The sequence below is a fragment of the Streptomyces sp. NPDC043176 genome (assembly GCF_056436715.1).
In genome coordinates, this window is record NZ_JBWKCA010000018.1 from 19,426 (window position 1) to 36,902 (window position 17,477).

The window sequence follows — 17,477 nt, forward strand, 5'->3', positions numbered from 1 at the left end:
CCGCCTCTTCCACGGTGCCCCCCACGGCCTACTTCCGCATGACGACCGGCTCGTGGCGGCGCAGCAGGCGGGCCACGACGAAGCCGAGGGCGAGACAGATCACGACCAGCATGCCCATGTCGAACAGCCAGGCCTCCGCCGTGTGCCGCATCAGCGGGTCGGCCGTCTTCTCGCTCGGCGCGACCTTCCCGATGTCGATGGTCGCGCCCATCGCGGCGAACGCCCACCTCGACGGCACCAGCCAGGCCAGCTGCCCGAGGACCGGGGTACCGCGCACGGTCAGGAGCGCGCCGCAGAACACCACCTGCACGATCGCGAGGAGGACGAGCAGCGGCATCGTCACCTCCTCCTTGCGCACGACCGCCGAGACGAGCAGACCGAGCATCATCGCCGTGAAGGCGAGCAGCGCCACGGCCAGGGTGATCTCCACCAGCGGGGGCATGAGGACGCCCTTGCCGCCGGGCACGTTCAGCGGCACGCCGATCAGCGCCACCAGGGTCAGGACGACGGCCTGCACGACGGTGATCAGCCCGAGGACCACGACCTTCGAGGCGAGGTAGGCCGAGCGGGACAGACCGACGGCTCTCTCGCGGCGGTAGATCGTGCGCTCCTTGACGAGCTCCCGCACGGCGTTCGCCGCGCCGGTGAGGACACCGCCCACACAGAGGATGAGCAGGACGTTCAGCGTCGACTCGGGGTTGAGGCTGCCCTCGGACAGCGCCCGGGCCATCGCCCCCATCACGAACGGCAGCGCGATCATGATGGCGAGGAACGTGCGGTCGGCGGAGAGCGCCGTCGCGTACCGGCGTACGAGGGTCCGCAGCTGGGAGCCCCAGCTCTGCGCCTTCGGCGGCGGGCCGGGCTCGGCGGCGGGCGGGGTGCCGGGCGCACCCGCGGCGCCCGCGGGGACCGGGACGTCCGGACGGGCCGTCGCGTCCGCGATGTACCGGCGGTGGAAGCGCGACGACCGGTACTGCGCGGCCCAGTCGCGGTCCCGCTCGTTCTCGAACGCCTCGAAGGCCTCCGGCCACTGGTCGAACCCGAAGAAGCCGAGGGTGTCGGCGGGCGGCCCGTAGTAGGCGACCCGGCCGCCCGGCGCCAGCACCAGCAGCCGGTCGCACACGTCGAGGCTGAGCACGCTGTGGGTGACCACCACGACCGTCCGCCCGTCGTCCGCGAGCCCGCGCAGCATGTGCATCACGGACCGGTCCATGCCCGGGTCGAGGCCCGACGTCGGCTCGTCGAGGAAGAGCAGCGACGGCTTCGTGAGCAGTTCGAGGGCGACGCTCACCCGCTTGCGCTGGCCGCCGGAGAGGCTGTGGATCGGCTGCTCCGCGCGCTCCCCGAGCCCGAGCTCGCGGATCACCTCGTCCACCCGGTCCCGCCGCTCGGCCGCCACCGTGTCCTCCGGGAAGCGCAGCTCCGCGGCGTACCCGAGGGCCCGGCGGACGGTGAGCTGGAGGTGCAGGATGTCGTCCTGCGGTACGAGCCCGATGCGCTGGCGCAGCTCGGCGTAGTCCCGGTACAGGTCACGCCCGTCGTACAGCACCGAGCCCCGGTCGGCTGGCCGCTGCCCGGTGAGCGCGCCCAGCAGCGTCGACTTCCCGGCCCCGGAGGGCCCGACCACCGCGAGCAGGGACTTCTCGCCCACGGGGAACGACACCTCGTCCAGGAGCGTCTTGCGCCCGTGGTCCACGGTCACGGCGAGCGACCGGACGTCCAGCGAGACCTCGCCGGTGTCCGTGAACTCGACCAGCTGGCCCCCGATCAGACAGAACGCGCACCGCCCGACGCCCACGATGTCGTCCGGCGTCACCCGGGCGTCCACTACCCGACGACCGTTGAGGAACGTGCCGTTGTGGCTGCCCAGGTCATGGATCCAGTACGTGCCGTCCGGGTGCGCCCGGAGCTCCGCGTGCCGTCGCGAGACGACCAGGTCCGCGACGACGACGTCGTTGTCCGGCGCCCTCCCGATCCGGATGCTGTGCGCGGGCAGCGGCCGCACGGACGTCGGCTGCCGGAACGTGCCGGTCGCGGCGGGGTGCGACACGGACGGCGGCCGGAGCCGCGTCCCCTCCGGCGGTACGGGGGCGGCGGCCGGGGCCGGCGACGGGGTCCACACCGGCGCCCCGGCGGCGGCTGCCGGTTCCGCCCGGGGCGGGAGCGGCGCCGACAGGTCCGGGACGGCGGGAGCCGCGGGCCGCAGCGCCGGGTCCGGGCCCGGCACGGGCGGCGGGGCGGGCGGCGGAGGGGCCGGGTCCGGGTTCCGCGGAGGGGCCGGGGGCGGCGCGGGTTCGGGCGGGGGCTCGGTCGCGGGTGGGGGCGCCGGCGTCGGCGCGCCGGCCGAGAGCACCGCGCGCGGGCCGTCGTCCGGGTGCGCGAAGCGCACGACCGTCCCCGGGCCGACCTCCTGGGGCAGGGCCACCCGGAGGCCGTCCGCGAAGGTGCCGTTGGTGCTGGCCTCGTCCGCGAGGATCCAGTGGCCGCCCGCGGCGCGGAGCACCGCGTGGTGCCAGGACGCCCGCGCGTCCGAGAGCACGATGTCGCTGGTGGGGTCGCGCCCGATGCGGTAGACGCGGCGCGGGTTCATGCGCGTCGCGTCCCCCTCGATCTCGAGGACCAGATCGGGCGCCGCGGGCGCGACGGGCCGCTCTCCCATGCGTGAATTTTATCCGCCGGTGCTCTTCCCCGCCCGGGATGGGGGCGCCGGTAGGGTGGGCGTCCGCCGCGGGACGCGGCCCGGACGAAGGAGGAACCAGCCGTGCCGAAAGGTGTCACCAGGAGGAGGCCCCGTACCCGCGCGGCTCTCCTGAAGGCCGCCCTGGAGACCTTCGCCGAGCACGGCTTCCACGCGACGACCATCGAGCAGGTCTGCGAGCGCGCCGGGTACACGCGGGGCGCCTACTACTCGAACTTCGCCAGCAAGGAAGAACTCTTCCTCGCCCTCTTCGACGAGCACAGCGACCGGATCGTGCAGCGGCTCGCCGAGTCCATCGACGCGCTGACCGCGGAGGAGTACACCCTCGGACGGCTGGCGGAGCTGGCCGCCCGCGTCGAACCGGACGAGCGCGACTGGTACCTCGTCACCACCGAGTTCACCCTGCACGCCATCCGCGACCCGCAGGCCGCCTGGGTGCTCGCACGCCACGACGAACGGCTGCGGGCCGAGATCGCCCGCGGCCTCGCGCTCGTCCTGCGCCGGGCGGGGCGCGAACTGACCGTGGACGCCGACCGGTTCGCGCGGCTCCTCATCGCCCTGCGCGAAGGGGGCCTCGCGCAGAGCTACGTGGAGCCGGACGCGCTCCCGCCCGGGAGTCTGGAACGCCAGTTCCTCGCCCCGCTCCTGGAGGCGTCCACGAGGCGGATCCCCGGCCCGCCGCCCGCTCAGTCGAAGAGGTCCGGGTCGGACGCGGTGATCTGATCCCACAGCGGCCGCGCCTGGAACCAGCCCGCCAGGTGGCCGCCGACCTGCCCCCGGGTGAGCAGTGCGGTCTCCCGGTCGATGAGCTGCGGGGTGCCCGCCGCCATCGCGAGGAGCTGCGCCTGGCAGGAGCGCTCCATGGTGACGAACCACCAGACGGCCTCGGCGACCGAGTGGCCCACCGTCAGGAGCCCGTGGTTCTTGAGGATGACGGCCTTGTGCTCGCCGAGGGCCTTCGCGACGCGCTCGCCTTCCTCGCTCTCGTTCACCACGCCCCGGTAGTCGTCGTAGATGCCGTGGTCCTCGAAGAAGGCGCAGGCGTCCTGGGTGATCGGGGCCAGCGGAATGCCGAGGCTGGAGAAGGCCTTCCCGTGCAGGGAGTGCGAGTGCGCGGCGGCGATCGCGTCGGGCCGGGCCGCGTGGACCTTCGAGTGGATGACGAACGCGGCCCGGTTCACGGGCCTGCGGCCCTCCAGGACGGTTCCCTCGTGGTCGACCAGGATCAGGTCGGAGGCCTTGATCTGGCCGAAACTCATCCCGAACGGGTTGACCCAGAAGGCGTTCGGGTCGCCCGGGTCCCGGACGGTGATGTGCCCGGCGACCCCCTCCGAGAAGCCGAACCGCCCGAAGATCCGGAACCCGGCGGCCAGTTGCTCCTTGCGGTACCGGCGCTCCTCCTCGACGGAGTCGAAGGCCGGCGGCAGGGGCAGGACGACCCCGTCCGGCAGCGGTCCTACGGCAGCGGCGAGCGCGGGCGGCACGTTACTCATGGCGGCTCCTCGTCGAGCGGGCGGGTCGGGCACGGCGCGCCAAAAGATACAGAGACGTATCCGATGCGACAACGGACCGGGAGGGAGGCGGACCTCACGCCCCCGGGGCGCCGAACCGGGCCAGGTAGTGCCAGACCCGTTTCACGTCCTGCGGGTCGTACCGGCCCGAACCGGCCGCCTCCTGCACGGTCCTGGCGTCGAGCAGGCCGTCGACGGCGATGCGGGCGCCCAGTTCGACGTACTCCGGCCCCCGGAACTCCGGATGCCGTCGCAGCTCGTCGACGGAGAGGCGGAAGCCGCCGTGCCACTCGACGGGGCAGGGCAGGCGCCGGGCGGCCGTCTCCACCTCCGTGCCCCGGTGGCTCGGATCGAGGACCAGGGCCTCCACGTCGCGGCCGATCAGCACCGGGCCGTGGACGTGCGACTCGACGTAGTCGTCCAGCGGGTCCTGGTCGTCCGCCTCGGCGAGCGCGATCAGGCGCATCCGGGACGCGACGCCGAAGTCGGCGGGCTCCAGGAAGCTGTCCGGGTAGCAGAAGGTCGCCCGCTCCAGGGCGGCGGCCGTCAGGCGCAGATGGGCCGAGCCGAAGCGGGGAGCGGCGCCGTACGGACGGCGGCGGAAGTCGAGGGCGCCGTAGACCGGGCGGGCGTCCGCGGGGGCCTCGTCGTACGCCCCGCCGAAGATGCGGCTCTCCCACCGGTGCCGGTCGCCGCCGGGGTGGGCGGTGAGCCCGCCGTTGCCGGTGCCGGTGACGAACTGGGACCGGTAGACGCCGTCGTCCGCGAGGCGGTCGAGGAAGTGCGGGTGGAAGTTGAGGGTGACCCGCAGGGCGGGGTCGAGCGCCCCGCCGCTCGACAGTCCGGCGACATGGGCGAGGGCCCGCCGTGCGGGGGAGTGGTCGTCAAGGACGTCGATCGGTGTCATCCGGGCAGTGTGCCGGGACGGCGGGACTTGCGGCACGGTGTTTTCGGTGGCTACGGTCGCCGGGTGGGGGAAAGCGCTTTCTGCCCGGCCTTCTCCCGCTGAACCGCCCCGCGTCACCCGACCTCCCGCCCTCCGCGCCCCATGGAGTCCCCCGCGTGCCCACCGCCGACGTCCTGATCTACACCCGCACCACCGGCTACCGCCACGACTCGATCCCGGACGGCGCCGCGGCACTGACGGAGCTGGCGGCGGACCTCGGCCGGCCGGTCGAGGTCACCGAGGAGTCCGGCGTCTTCACCCCGGAGCGGCTGGCCCGGTGCGCCGTCGTCGTCCTGCTGTCCACGACGGGGAACGTCCTGACGCCCGAGGGGCGCCGCGCCTTCGAGGCCTACCTCCGCGGCGGCGGCTCGCTCCTCGCCGTCCACGCCGCAGCCAACGCCGAACCCGACTGGCCCTTCTACGGCGAACTGCTCGGCACCCGCTTCGACGGCCACCCGGAGGTCCAGCCCGCCACGGTCCTGGTCGACGACCGCGCCCACCCGGCCACGGCCCCGCTCCCGAACCGCTGGGCCTGGACGGACGAGTGGTACAACTTCACCTCCGACCCCCGGCAGGCGCCGGACCCCGGCGCGCGCGTACGGGTCCTCGCCCGGGTCGACGAGGCCACCTACCGCGGCGGCACCCACGGCCCCGACCACCCGCTCGTCTGGTGCCGGGAGATCGACCGGGGCCGCGTCTTCTTCACCGCCCTCGGCCACGCCTCGGAGACGTACCGCGACCCCCTCTTCCGCGCCCACCTCGCGGGCGCGCTGACCTGGCTGACCGCCTGACCGCCTGACCGCCTGACCGCCTGACCGCCTGACCGCCTGACCGCCTGAAGTCCTGCCCCCTGCCCCCGCTGCCCTGACCGACTGGGCCTTGTCCGGCCGATCATGTTCGAAGCCGGATGAGACCGGTCCGGGCCCGGGCAGGACCGGCGACGGCGGCTTCAGCGTCTGCCTGGCCCGGCCGGGACCGGGTCACCAGCACGACCGCGGGTCTTGTACGTGCTCTGGCGAGTGCCGGTCCTCTCCCCGGCCCAGGCCGGTCCGGACCAGGAAGCCGGGGTCCGCTTCCCACGGCGGGGCGGCGATGTGCACCCGCTGGGTGCCGGGGATGCCCACCTCGACGAGGACCCCGTCGCGGAACATCCACAGACCGAACAGGTCGTCGTCCTCGTCGTGCAGCATGACCTGCACGCAGGCGGGCTCGTTCCACGGCAGGGACTCCAGGTCCTTCAGTACGCCGCGGCGCCGGTTCCACCGCACGAACTCGATGTGCCAGCCCCCTACGAACCAGGGGATCTGCTCGAAGCAGCCGTGCCAGGTGCGGGCCTCGTCCGGCCGCGTCAGCGGCTCCATCACCTCGTCCTCGTACCGCGCCAACACGATGACCTGCGCCATTCTGCTCATGCCCACATGTCACACCGTGCCGGTGCCGAGGGCAAACGATTTGGGGCCCGGAGCTGTCGGGGCTCTTTCCATGTCCACATCAGCGCACCGGACGGGGAGTAGTCGCAGGATCGGCCGAACGGGTCGTAGCCGACTGACCGACTGACCGACTGACCGACTGACCGACTGGCTGACGGGCCGGCTGACTGACAGGCCGGCTGGCAGGGGGCGGCGCGGGTCCATGACACGCCCAGGAACCACGCTTTTGCATTAACCCGCGTATGCAACTATTGTCTACGAAAGTAAGGTGCGCTTGCACTTGATTTTCAGAGTGTGGCGCTCGCACAGCCGGTGGGTCACCCCTTCCACCCGGTACCCAGGCTCCCGTCGGGCGGGCCGAGGCGCCCCGTGGGCCCGCCCTCACTCCCGTAAAGGCACTGTCATGTCGCTCAAGGAAATCCTTCCCGGCCGCCTCGGTTTCGGCACCGCCCCGCTCGGCAACATGTTCCGCGCGATCCCCGACGAGGAGGCCCGCGCCACCGTCGAGGCGGCCTGGGACCAGGGCATCCGCTTCTTCGACACCGCACCCTTCTACGGCGCCGGCCTGGCCGAGACCCGACTCGGCGAGGTGCTGGCCGCCAAGCCGCGCGACTCCTACGTCCTGTCCACCAAGGTCGGGCGCGTCATTCTCGACGAGCACGAGACCGCCGGCCGCGACCTCGGCGAGAAGGGCGGCCTGTTCGAGCACGGCAACCCGAACAAGATCGTCCATGAGTGGACCGCGGAGGCCACCGAGCGCTCCGTCGAGGACAGCCTCAAGCGCCTCCGCACCGATCGCCTGGACGTCGTCTGGGTCCACGACATCGCCCAGGACTTCCACGGCGACCAGTGGCTGGCGAAGTTCGAGGAGGCCCGCACCGGCGCCTTCCGCGTGCTGACCCGCCTTCGTGACGAGGGCGTCATCAAGGCCTGGGGCCTCGGCGTCAACCGCACCGAGCCCATCGAGCTGACCCTCGCCCTCGACGAGCCGCGCCCCGACGGTTTCCTGCTCGCCGGTCGCTACACCCTCCTCGACCACGAGCACGCCCTCCAGCGCCTGCTGCCGATGGCCCAGGAGCAGGACGTCGACATGGTCGTCGGCGGCCCCTACAGCTCCGGCGTCCTCGCCGGCGGCACCCACTTCGAGTACCAGCAGGCACCGGCCGAGATCGTCGAGCGCGTCGGCAGGCTCAAGGCGCTGACCGAGAAGCACGGCATCGGCATCAAGTCCGCCGCCCTGCAGTTCTCCCTCGCCCACCCGGTGGCCGCCGCCGTCATCCCCGGCGCGACCCGGCCCAGCCGTATCGCCGAGGACACCGCCGCCCTGGCCGAGACCGTCCCGGCCGCGTTCTGGACGGACCTGCGCGAGGCCGGCCTGGTCAGCCCCGCCGCCCCGCTCCCGGACAACGCCTGACCCCCACCACACCGGCGTTCCCCCCATGCCCCATCCCCCATCCCCCCGTCACCCCACCCGCCACGGCGGCACCGCAGTCGGCATGCTCCTGTCCGGCGAGCCGCCGGGCGGGGGCCCGAGGTGCCCGCGCCGTACCGGCCGGCGTCACCCCACCGCCCCGCCCCTGTTGCGCAGGGCCGCGCATGGCGGATGGTTGCAGAGGGGGCCGATGGGACGAGGAGGCACGTCATGGGCATCGCCACCGTGAACCCCGCGACCGGCGAGACGCTGCGCACCTACGAGGCCCACGGGCCCGAGGAGGTCGAGCGGCGGATCGCCGCCGCGCACGAGGCGTACCGCCAGTACCGCACCACGTCGTTCGCCGAACGCGCCCGGCTCCTGCGCGCCGCGGCCGCGCTCCTCGACGAGGACACCGAGGACATCGCCCGCACCATGACGCTCGAGATGGGCAAGCCGATCGTCGCCGCCCGCGCGGAGGCCGGCAAGTGTGCCAAGGCCATGCGCTGGTACGCGGCCAACGCGGAGGAACTGCTCGCCGACGAGCACCCCGCCGAGAGCGACGTCCAGGACTCCGGCGCCGACCTCGCCCGCGTCCACTACCGGCCGCTCGGCCCGATCCTCGCCGTCATGCCGTGGAACTTCCCGCTCTGGCAGGTCGTCCGCTTCGCCGCGCCCGCCCTCATGGCGGGCAACACCGGCCTCCTCAAACACGCGTCGAACGTGCCCAGGACCGCGCTCTACCTCGGCGACCTGTTCCGCCGCGCCGGGTTCCCCGAAGGCTGCTTCCAGGCGCTCCTGATCGGCTCCCGCGACGTGGAGGCCGTCCTGCGTGACCCCAGGGTCGTCGCGGCGACCCTCACGGGCAGCGAACCGGCGGGGCGGGCCGTCGCCGCCGTCGCCGGCGACGAGGTGAAGAAGACCGTCCTGGAACTCGGCGGCAGCGACGCGTTCATCGTCATGCCCTCCGCCGACATCGTCCGGGCCGTGAAGACCGCCGTCACCGCGCGCGTGCAGAACAACGGCCAGTCGTGCATCGCCGCCAAACGCTTCATCGTCCACCAGGACGTCTACGACGACTTCTCCGAGCGCTTCACCGCCGCCATGAACGCCCTCACCGTCGGCGACCCGCTCGACGAGTCCACCGACGTCGGCCCCCTCGCCACCGAACAGGGCAGGACCGACCTGGAGGAGCTCGTGGACGACGCCGTACGCCGGGGCGCCACCGCCCTCTGCGGCGGTCACCGGCCCGAGGCGCCGGCGCTCGGCCGCGGCTGGTACTACCGGCCGACCGTCCTCACCGGCATCACCCCCGAGATGCGGATCCACCACGAGGAGGCCTTCGGCCCGGTCGCCACCGTCTACCCGGTCAGCGACATCGACGAGGCCGTGGCCGTCGCCAACGACTCCCCCTTCGGCCTCAGCTCCAACGTCTGGTCCCGCTCCCCGGAGGACATCGCCTTCTTCGTCCGCGACCTGGAGGCCGGCGGAGTCTTCGTCAACGGCATGACCGCCTCCCACCCGGCCCTCCCCTTCGGCGGCATCAAGCGCTCCGGTTACGGCAGGGAACTCTCCGGCCACGGCATCCGCGAGTTCTGCAACGCGACGACCGTCTGGCAGCGGGCCTGAAGCCCCGCCCCTCCGCACCGGCTCCGGAGTGCGTGCTCCCGGCGTGCCGGGGGAAGCCCCCGTACCGGGCGCAGTCGGGCTCTCGCCCGGTGCGGCGAGAGCGCGTGCCAGGCGTCGCGGGGCAGACGGGAAGGTGACGACAGGCCCTAGCAGCGCGTCCACTCCGACAGCCGGTCCGCCGACCAGGTGTTGATCACCCGTTCCTGCGGTACCCCGCACTCCTCGGCCCGGGCGCAGCCCAGGATCTGCCACTCCAGCTGACCGGGCGCGTGGGCGTCGGTGTCCACGGCGAAGTAGGTGCCCGCGGCCACCGCGAGGCGCAGGAGGCGGCGGGGCGGATCGAGACGCTCGGGCCGGCTGTTGATCTCCACGGCGGTTCCCGCCTCGGCGCACGCGGCGAAGACCCGCTCGGCGTCGAACGTCGATTCGGGCCGCAGGCGCCCTCCGGCCACGAGGCGCCCCGTGCAGTGCCCGAGGACGTGCATCAGCGGATCGCGCACCGCCCGCTCCAGCCGGCGCGTCATCGCGCGCGCGTCCATCCGGAGCTTCGAGTGCACCGAACCGACCACGAGGTCCAGGCGGGAGAGCAACTCCCGCTCCTGGTCGAGCGAACCGTCGTCCAGGATGTCGCACTCGATGCCGGTCAGCAGACGGAACGGCGCCCACTCCTCGTTCAACCGCGCCACCACGTCCAGCTGCTCCCGCAGCCGTTCCGGGGAGAGGCCGCGCGCCACCGTCAGCCGGGGCGAGTGGTCGGTGAGGACCGCCCACTCGTGCCCGAGCGCCGCCGCCGCACGCCCCATGACCTCGATGGTGGCGCCGCCGTCGGACCAGTCCGAGTGCAGGTGGCAGTCGCCGAGCAGAGCCGCCCGCAGGGCCTCGCCGCCCCCGGCCCCGGCGGAACGCAGCGACTCCTCGAGTTCCCGCTCCAGCCGGGCCAGGTACTCCGGCACCTGACCGGCCAGCGCCTCGCGCACCACCGCCGCGGTCTTGGGCCCGAGGCCCTTCACGCCCTCCAGGGTGCCCGTCGCGGCGCGTCGGGCCGCCTCGCCCTCCGGCAGCGCGGCGAGCGCGGCGGCGGCCGTCCGGAAGGCCTTCGCCCGGTACCCGGGGGCCTGCGCGCGCTCCAGGAGGAACGCGATCCGGTTCAGCGCGGCCACAGGGTCCATGACGTCCCTCCGCAGTCCTCAGGTGCCGTTCGCGCTGACGTCGGCGGGCACCGTCGCCGGACCGATCTCGCACCACACGGCCTTGCCCTCGCCCCGCGGCTCGACGCCCCACCGGGAGGCCAGCGCGTCCAGGAGGAGCAGTCCGCGCCCCGAGGTGGCCGCCTCGCCCGGGGTGCGCCGGCGGGGCCAGGCGCTCGACCGGTCCTGCACCGAGAGCCGTACCCGCCGCACCGGCTCGGGCAGCACCTCCAGGGTCAGCACCGCGCCGCCCTCGGTGTGCAGCAGCACGTTGACGAGGAGTTCGCCCGTCAGCAGCTCGGCGTCGTCGGACAGCTCGGGCATGCCCCAGTCGCGCAGCGCCTGACCCACGGCCGCGCGCGCGTCCGAGAGCCCCTGCGGATCGGCCTGGTGGATGTACTGGTGGATGCGCGGCGCCCGGGGCGTGCCGGGATCCGGGCTGCGCCGCAGCACCAGGAGTGCCACGTCGTCGCCCGAGCCCCACCGCTCCCAGAGCCGCTCCGAGAGGTGGTCGGCGAGGGCCTCCGCCTGCGGCGGGCCACTGCTGATCGCCTCCGAGAGCGCGGAGAGACCCGCGTCGATGTCCGAGTCGGGCTGCTCGACGAGCCCGTCCGTGCAGAGCACCAGCGTCTCCCCGGGAACCAGGTCGAGCCGGGTCTCCGGGAACTCCTCGTCCCCGAACACCGTCGCCAGGCCCAGCGGCAGACCCCCGCGCAACTTGGGCTGCCCGACCCGGCCGTCGGTGTGCCGGATCATCGGACCGAGGTGCCCGGCCCGTACGGCACGCAGGGTGCCGCTCGCCAGGTCGACCTGCGCGTACGTGCACGTCGCGAAGCGGTTGGTGTCGAGATCGGCGAGAAACCGGGAGGCACGCGCGAGCACCGTCGACGGGGCGTGGCCCTCACCGGCGTACGCGCGCAGGGCGATCCGCAGCTGCCCCATGATGGCGGCGGCGTGCGTGTCGTGGCCTTGGACGTCGCCGACGACGATCCCGACCCGGCCGCGGGGCAGCGCGATCACGTCGTACCAGTCGCCGCCGACCTGCCGGCCGCTCCACGCCGCGTGGTACCGCACCGCGATCTCGCCGCCGGTGATCCGCGGGATCCGCCGCGGCAGCATCGTCGACTGGAGCCCGGTCGCGAGCTCCCGCTCCTCGTCGAAGAGGATCGCCCGCTGGAGCGACTGCGCGACGATCGCCGCGAGCCCCAGCGCCAGGTTGCGCTCGTCCGGGTTGAACGCGCTGCGCCCCCGGTAGAAGAGCGCCATACCACCGAGCGAGCGGGCCTGCGCCACCAGCGGCAGATAGCACGCGGCCCGGAACGGGAGTTGCTCCACGTACGGGGCGAGCTCGGGGAAGTCCCGCCCGAGCGACGGGAACGAGGAGACGAACCGCGGCCGCCCGCTCAGCACTGCCTCGGCCAGCGGCAGCCCCCGGTCGAGCCGACGGGTGCGGAAGTCGTTCAGCACGTCCAGGGAGTCGCCGCTGAGCGCGATGATGTTGAGCGAACCGTTCTCCACGAGCCCGAGCGCGAGCCCGTCCGCGCCGAGCCGGGCCAGCCCGCCGGGACCCGTCAGGGCGGCCGTCACGTCGTCCACCGTCACCGCCCGCGACAGCGCGTTCGTCGTGCGCTCGACGATGCTCGTCTGCACCTCGCGCCGCTTCTCCAGCTCCTGCACGAAGGCGAAGTTCGTGACCTCGGCGGTGGTGTCCCGCACGATGCCCACGATCCGCCGCGCCCGCCCGTCCGGGGACCGCAGGATCCGCGCCTGCACGTGCGTCCAGTGGGGTGACCCGTCGGCCTGCGGGATGGGGAAGTGCGCCGTGTACGAGACCGCGCCGCTCCTGACGGCCTGCCGTACGACCTCCTCGAGCCGCGACCGCTCCTCGGGAGCCAGCCGGGCGATGAGCGAGACGGGTCGACCGTCGTGGTCGGCCGTAGCCAGCCCGAAGACCTGCAGCCCCGACTCGTCGACATCGATGGTGCCCGTGTCGAGATCCCAGTCGAAGCTGCCGGTCCGGTTCATGGCGAGCCACTCGGCGGGCCCGATCTCGCCATTGCGCGCTTGCCGGTCGTCGTCGGTCATCCCCCTCATTGTCGAACCCGCACCCCGCCGACGCCATGGCGGTGACACGGCGTGGCGCGAGTTCGCCGGACGGGAGCCGGGCGGGAGCCGGGCGGGGCGGGTCTGCGACGCCCGCGCGTGGGACGCGAGCCGGGCTGATGCGTGCGGCGGCGCCGGTGTGCCGGACGCCCGTTCCCGGGTGCGCATAGGCGTGCGCTGGACGTCCGTTCCCGGGCGTGCGTGCGCGTGCACCGGACGTCCGTTCCCCGGCGCGCGTCCGCCCCGGCGTGCCGGAAGAGAGCCGGGCCCGGCCGACCGGAGATCCGGTCGGCCGGGGGCGACCAGGCACCTGGTCGGCGACCGGAAACCCGGTCGGCCGGGGTGAGCGAAAACCCGGTGAGCGCTCCGCCCCCGCCGGGGCAGAATGGGCCGGTGCAGCCGCCCTACCGCGTTCTCGGTCCGTGCAGGGCCTTCCGTACCGACGACGGGACGGAGGTTTTCCTGGGCGGCGCCAGACTGCGGGCCCTGTTCACCGCCCTCGCCGCGGCAGGCGGGCGGGCATTGGGTCCCGGGGCGCTGATCGACCAGGTGTGGGCGGACGACGGGGAGGGCCAGGACCGTACGGCGGCGCTCCAGGCACTTGTCGGGCGCCTGCGCAAAGCCCTGGGCAGGGAGGCCGTCGGGTCGAGGCCAGGCGGCGGCTACCGGCTCGCCGCCGGTCCGGACGCAGTCGACCTCCACCGGTTCGAACGGCTCGCCGCCGAGGGAGCCGCCGCGCTCGCCGGCCGGCGACCGGAGCGGGCGGCCGCGCTCCTCGACGAGGCGCTGGGCCTGTGGCAGGGGCCGGCCCTCGCGGACCTGCCCGGCCGGGACACCGACCCCCTGGCCGTACGGCTCACCCAGCGCCACGCGCAGGCGCGCCGCGACCGCTTCGCCGCCGACCTCGCCCTCGGGCGGGCCGCCGCCGTCCTCGCCCCGCTCGCCGCCCTCGCCGCCGGCGCCCCGCTCGACGAGCCCCTCCAGGCCCTGCGGATCCGTGCCCTGCGCGACGCCGGCCGACCCGCCGAGGCCCTGGCGGCCTACGAGGAGGTACGTGCGACCCTCGCCGAACGCCTGGGCACGGGCCCCGGCCCCGAGTTGCGGTCCCTGCACGCCGAACTCCTCACGGCGGACGCGGCCGGGCCGGTGGCGGGCCGGCACCCGGCGGCGTGGTCCGACTCGCGACCGGCGGCACAGCCCCCCGCGCACACCGCCGCACCCGTCCTGCCGGCGCGGCTGACCTCCTTCATCGGCCGTGACGAGGAACTGGACGTGCTCGCGGGCGGGTGGGGCCGGCGGCGGTTGGTCACCCTCACCGGGCCGGGGGGCGTGGGGAAGACCCGACTCGCCCTGGAGGCGGCCGAGACCTACCGAGGCCGGGTCCATCTGGCCGAACTCGCCTCCGTCCGCGACGGGTCCACGGTCGCCGCCGCCGTTCTCACGGCGCTCGGCGGCCGCGACACGCAGCTGTGGCACCGCCCCGCGGTCACCGAGCCCGACGCGGGGGATCCGTACGCCTCCCTGATCGAGCACTGCGCGGGACGGCGGATGCTGCTCGTCCTCGACAACTGCGAGCACGTGGTCGACGTGGCGGCGGACCTCACCCAGGCGCTCCTCACCCGGTGCCCCGGCGTGACCGTGCTCGCGACGAGCCGGGAACCGCTGGGCGTGCCCGGGGAGGCCGTGCACCCGCTGGGGCCGCTGCCGGCGGAGGCGGCGCTGCGCCTGCTCGGCGAGCGGGGCGCCGCGGCGCGCCCGGGGTTCGCCGTGGAGGAGGACGCGGAGGCCGCGCGGGAGGTGTGCCGCCGTCTGGACGGGTTGCCGCTGGCGATCGAACTGGCCGCGGCCCGGCTGCGGATGCTCACCCTGCGCCAGATCGCGGACCGGCTCGACGACCGCTTCCGGCTGCTCACGTCGGGCGCCCGGACCCTGCTGCCGCGCCAGCAGACGCTGCGGGCGGTGGTGGACTGGTCGTGGGACCTCCTCGACGAGGCGGAACGGGCGGTCCTGCGGCGGCTGTCGGTGTTCACGGGCGGCTGCGATCCGGCGGCGGCCGAATCGGTGTGCGCCGACGGGATGGTCCCGGACGCCGACCACCGCGTCGCCGCCCCCGAGGGCGACCACCGGGCCGCCCCGGACGCCGACCACCGCGAGGCCGCAGTCGAGGGCGACCACCGGGCTGCCCCCGACGCCCACCACCGCACGACCGCTCCCGTCGCCGACGACCGCGCGGCCGCCCCCGCCCCCGACCCGGACCCGGACGCCGACTCTGACTCCGACTCCCGCAGGACCGCCCCCGCCGACGTCCTGCACGTACTGGGCGCGCTGGTCGACAAGTCCCTCGTGGTCGCCGCGCCCGGGGAGGCCGGCATGCGCTACCGGCTCCTGGAGACCGTCGCGGAGTACGCGGGGGAGCGGCTCGACGAGGCGGGGGAGCGGGCGGCGACGGAGCGGCGCCATCTCACGTACTACCGCGAGCTGGCCCGTCGTACGGACCCCGAGCTGCGCGGTGCGGGGCAGGTCGAGGCCATCGCCCGGTTCGAGCGCGAACACGACAACCTGCGGGGGGCGCTGCGGACGGCCGTGGGGCGCGGGGACGAGCAGGAGGCACTCTGCCTGGTGCACTGCCTCGGCTGGTTCTGGCAGCTGCGGAACCACACGGTCGACGCCCGGACCTGGGCCGTCGAGGCGGCCGGACTCGGCCCCGACCCGTTCCGCGAGCCCGTCCGTCCCGCCGAGCCGCTGGACGGCCGGTGCGTGGACGTGCCACCGCCGTGGACCGGGGAACGGCTGTGGGAGGCCCGGCGCGGCGGGCACCTGTACGCACTGGCGACCGAGGGCGGCGAGGGCGCCAGTGCGCTCGAACGGCCGGGGACCCGCGCCCGGCTCGCGGCCCTCGTCTCCGCGTACCGTCCCGGCCTGCCGCAGACCTGCCGCCAGCCGGCCACGATGTGGTACTTCGCCCGCCTCATGACCGGCGAGCTGCGCACGCTCGACGAGACGCTGGCGCTCACCGTCGCCGCCTGCCGCGACCACGGCACCGGCTGGGACCTGGGCTTCGCCCTCCTCATGCGGGCCAAGCTCCTGGGCCACGGTCCCGAGGACGCCGCCGAGGCACTCGCGCTCTTCGAGGCGGCCGGGGACTCCTGGGGCACCGCCGAATCCCTCTCCGCCCGGGGCGAGGCCTACGAACGCGCCGAGCGGCTCCCCGAGGCGGCCGCCGACTTCGAGCGTGCGGCCCGCGCCGCCGCGCGCGTCGGCGCCCGCTCCCAGGTGCCCGTGATCACGGCCCGTCTCGCGGCCGTACGGCTCCGGCTGCGGCCCGAGGGGGACGCGGCGGCCGAGCGGCTCCTCGCCGAGGCCGCCGACGAAGCCGGGCAGTGGGGTGCCGAGGCCGCCGGTACCGGGCGGCTGCTGCTCGCCCAGCACTACGCCCACACCGGCCGCGTCCCTCTGGCACGCGCCCAGCTCGACCTCGTCGAGGGCGAGTTCGGGGAGGTCACCCCCGCGCTCTTCTGGGGTCTCGTCGGTGGCGTGCGGGCCTGGCTCGACTGTCTCGACGGCGCGTACGACGCGGCCGTGACGCGACTGGCCCGCGCCGTCGCCGACGTCGAGCCCCTCGCCCACCTGGTCGCCCCTTACCTGCTCGTCGTCCAGTGCGCGACGGCCGCGTGGGCCCTGGGCGGACGCGGTGGACCCGGCGACGCCGAGGCGGGCGCCCGGCTGCTCGGTGCGTACGACGCCCACGACGGCTCCCACGGCGGTGGCGGCTTCCGGCCCTTCACCGCCCGGACGGAGACCGCGATCCGCAGCCGGGCCGAGGAGACGCTCCGCGCGGCCCTCGCCCCGGAGACGTACATCCGCCTGCACGAGGAGGGAGCCGCGCTGCCCCTCGTGGCCGCCGCTGGCCTCGTCCGGAATCCAGGAGAGACCCCGAATGCCTGATCACCACCTCCTCCGGGTCGCCACCCGCCGGGGCGACCTCCACCTGATCTGGCGGCTCGGCCAGGGGAACGACCACGACACGCCGGCCGTCGACGACCGCCGCCGGCTCCTCGCCTTTCACGACCCCGAAGCCGCCCAGGACCACTGCGGACGCAACGGCTGGGACTTCGTGCCGGACACGGAGTCGGTGCTCGACCTCGAAGCCGTACGGGAGTCGATGGAAGAGGCCGCCGAGGACCCCCGCGCGCGCACGGTGCCGACGGGCCTCCTCCTGGACGCCTGGAACTTCTTCGAGGACCTCGCGCGCAGCGTGGACACCGCCGCGGCCCTTCCCGCGCAGGGCGCGGTCCACGACGCCGCCTACGACCGGTTCTTCGACGCCGCAGACGGGGGAGTCTGGTCGGACGCGGAGGCCTCCGCGGTGCGCGGCCTCCTGGGCGCGGGCCTCGACCTCTGGGCCGAGGCGGCCCGCGGCGCCGTCGTCCCGGACGCGGCTCGTGTCGCCGCCCTTCCGGGCGAGGCCGCCCGTATCGCCGTCGTTCCGGACGCGGCCCCGTCGGCCCGGCGGACGGAGGGCGCGCGGTCCGTGCCGCCGTCGTGACGCCGCTCCGGAAGCG

General features: G+C 74.6%; 12 protein-coding genes. 6 read left to right on the plus strand and 6 right to left on the minus strand.

Translation table 11 applies throughout. The features are described 5' to 3' along the window. Positions 1-28 precede the first annotated feature (28 nt). The gene (locus tag AC067A_RS26340) at positions 29-2,659 is read right to left on the minus strand and encodes an FHA domain-containing protein (protein WP_479244960.1); all 2,631 of its coding nucleotides are present in this window, start codon (positions 2,657-2,659) and stop codon (positions 29-31) included. 102 nt (positions 2,660-2,761) lie between these two features. Between AC067A_RS26340 and AC067A_RS26345 the strand changes: the two genes are divergently transcribed. Further along, on the plus strand, positions 2,762-3,421 hold the full coding sequence (locus AC067A_RS26345) for a TetR/AcrR family transcriptional regulator (RefSeq protein ID WP_479244961.1): 660 nt from the start codon (positions 2,762-2,764) through the stop codon (positions 3,419-3,421). On the opposite strand, the gene AC067A_RS26350 is transcribed toward AC067A_RS26345, so the two are convergent. Beyond that, positions 3,385-4,191, minus strand: coding sequence for a class II aldolase/adducin family protein (locus AC067A_RS26350; protein WP_479244962.1), 807 nt, complete (start codon positions 4,189-4,191; stop codon positions 3,385-3,387). The two genes, AC067A_RS26345 and AC067A_RS26350, sit on opposite strands and share 37 nt — an antisense overlap. Positions 4,192-4,285: 94 nt before the next feature. Then, on the minus strand, positions 4,286-5,116 hold the full coding sequence (locus AC067A_RS26355; protein WP_479244963.1) for a DUF3626 domain-containing protein: 831 nt from the start codon (positions 5,114-5,116) through the stop codon (positions 4,286-4,288). Positions 5,117-5,271: 155 nt separating this feature from the next. On the opposite strand from AC067A_RS26355, the gene AC067A_RS26360 reads away from it, so the two are divergent. Beyond that, positions 5,272-5,946, plus strand: a complete 675-nt coding sequence (locus tag AC067A_RS26360) for a ThuA domain-containing protein (protein ID WP_479244964.1) — start codon at positions 5,272-5,274, stop codon at positions 5,944-5,946. 189 nt (positions 5,947-6,135) lie between these two features. Here AC067A_RS26360 and AC067A_RS26365 read toward each other — a convergent pair whose 3' ends face one another. Then, entirely contained in the window at positions 6,136-6,567 is a 432-nt protein-coding gene (locus tag AC067A_RS26365) for a hypothetical protein (RefSeq protein ID WP_479244965.1), read from the minus strand. Between the two features lie 421 nt (positions 6,568-6,988). Between AC067A_RS26365 and AC067A_RS26370 the strand changes: the two genes are divergently transcribed. Together AC067A_RS26370 and AC067A_RS26375 are read left to right on the plus strand one after the other, a co-directional pair. After that, entirely contained in the window at positions 6,989-7,999 is a 1,011-nt protein-coding gene (locus AC067A_RS26370; protein WP_479244966.1) for an aldo/keto reductase, read from the plus strand. Between the two features lie 228 nt (positions 8,000-8,227). Beyond that, positions 8,228-9,625, plus strand: a complete 1,398-nt coding sequence (locus tag AC067A_RS26375; RefSeq protein ID WP_479244967.1) for an NADP-dependent succinic semialdehyde dehydrogenase — start codon at positions 8,228-8,230, stop codon at positions 9,623-9,625. A 146-nt stretch (positions 9,626-9,771) separates the two neighbouring features. Here AC067A_RS26375 and AC067A_RS26380 read toward each other — a convergent pair whose 3' ends face one another. Together AC067A_RS26380 and AC067A_RS26385 are read right to left on the minus strand one after the other, a co-directional pair. Continuing rightward, positions 9,772-10,794 (minus strand): PHP domain-containing protein, encoded by a 1,023-nt coding sequence (locus AC067A_RS26380; protein WP_479244968.1) that lies wholly within the window; start codon positions 10,792-10,794, stop codon positions 9,772-9,774. An 18-nt stretch (positions 10,795-10,812) separates the two neighbouring features. After that, on the minus strand, positions 10,813-12,897 hold the full coding sequence (locus AC067A_RS26385; protein ID WP_479244969.1) for a SpoIIE family protein phosphatase: 2,085 nt from the start codon (positions 12,895-12,897) through the stop codon (positions 10,813-10,815). A 411-nt stretch (positions 12,898-13,308) separates the two neighbouring features. Between AC067A_RS26385 and AC067A_RS26390 the strand changes: the two genes are divergently transcribed. Both AC067A_RS26390 and AC067A_RS26395 read left to right on the plus strand, forming a co-directional pair. Then, positions 13,309-16,860, plus strand: a complete 3,552-nt coding sequence (locus AC067A_RS26390; protein ID WP_479244970.1) for an AfsR/SARP family transcriptional regulator — start codon at positions 13,309-13,311, stop codon at positions 16,858-16,860. Further along, positions 16,853-17,461: a hypothetical protein gene (locus tag AC067A_RS26395; protein ID WP_479244971.1), complete on the plus strand. Its 609-nt coding sequence runs from the start codon at positions 16,853-16,855 to the stop codon at positions 17,459-17,461. The genes AC067A_RS26390 and AC067A_RS26395 overlap by 8 nt, the downstream gene beginning before the upstream one ends. Positions 17,462-17,477 lie beyond the last annotated feature (16 nt).

Excerpts from the sequence above, each read along its gene's own strand:
- AC067A_RS26385 (WP_479244969.1), bottom strand. The coding sequence starts at position 12,897 with ATGACCGACGACGACCGGCAAGCGCGCAATGGCGAGATCGGGCCCGCC.
- AC067A_RS26370 (WP_479244966.1), top strand. The coding sequence starts at position 6,989 with ATGTCGCTCAAGGAAATCCTTCCCGGCCGCCTCGGTTTCGGCACCGCC.
- AC067A_RS26340 (WP_479244960.1), bottom strand. The coding sequence starts at position 2,659 with ATGGGAGAGCGGCCCGTCGCGCCCGCGGCGCCCGATCTGGTCCTCGAG.
- AC067A_RS26350 (WP_479244962.1), bottom strand. The coding sequence starts at position 4,191 with ATGAGTAACGTGCCGCCCGCGCTCGCCGCTGCCGTAGGACCGCTGCCG.
- AC067A_RS26375 (WP_479244967.1), top strand. The coding sequence starts at position 8,228 with ATGGGCATCGCCACCGTGAACCCCGCGACCGGCGAGACGCTGCGCACC.
- AC067A_RS26355 (WP_479244963.1), bottom strand. The coding sequence starts at position 5,116 with ATGACACCGATCGACGTCCTTGACGACCACTCCCCCGCACGGCGGGCC.
- AC067A_RS26380 (WP_479244968.1), bottom strand. The coding sequence starts at position 10,794 with ATGGACCCTGTGGCCGCGCTGAACCGGATCGCGTTCCTCCTGGAGCGC.
- AC067A_RS26395 (WP_479244971.1), top strand. The coding sequence starts at position 16,853 with ATGCCTGATCACCACCTCCTCCGGGTCGCCACCCGCCGGGGCGACCTC.
- AC067A_RS26365 (WP_479244965.1), bottom strand. The coding sequence starts at position 6,567 with ATGAGCAGAATGGCGCAGGTCATCGTGTTGGCGCGGTACGAGGACGAG.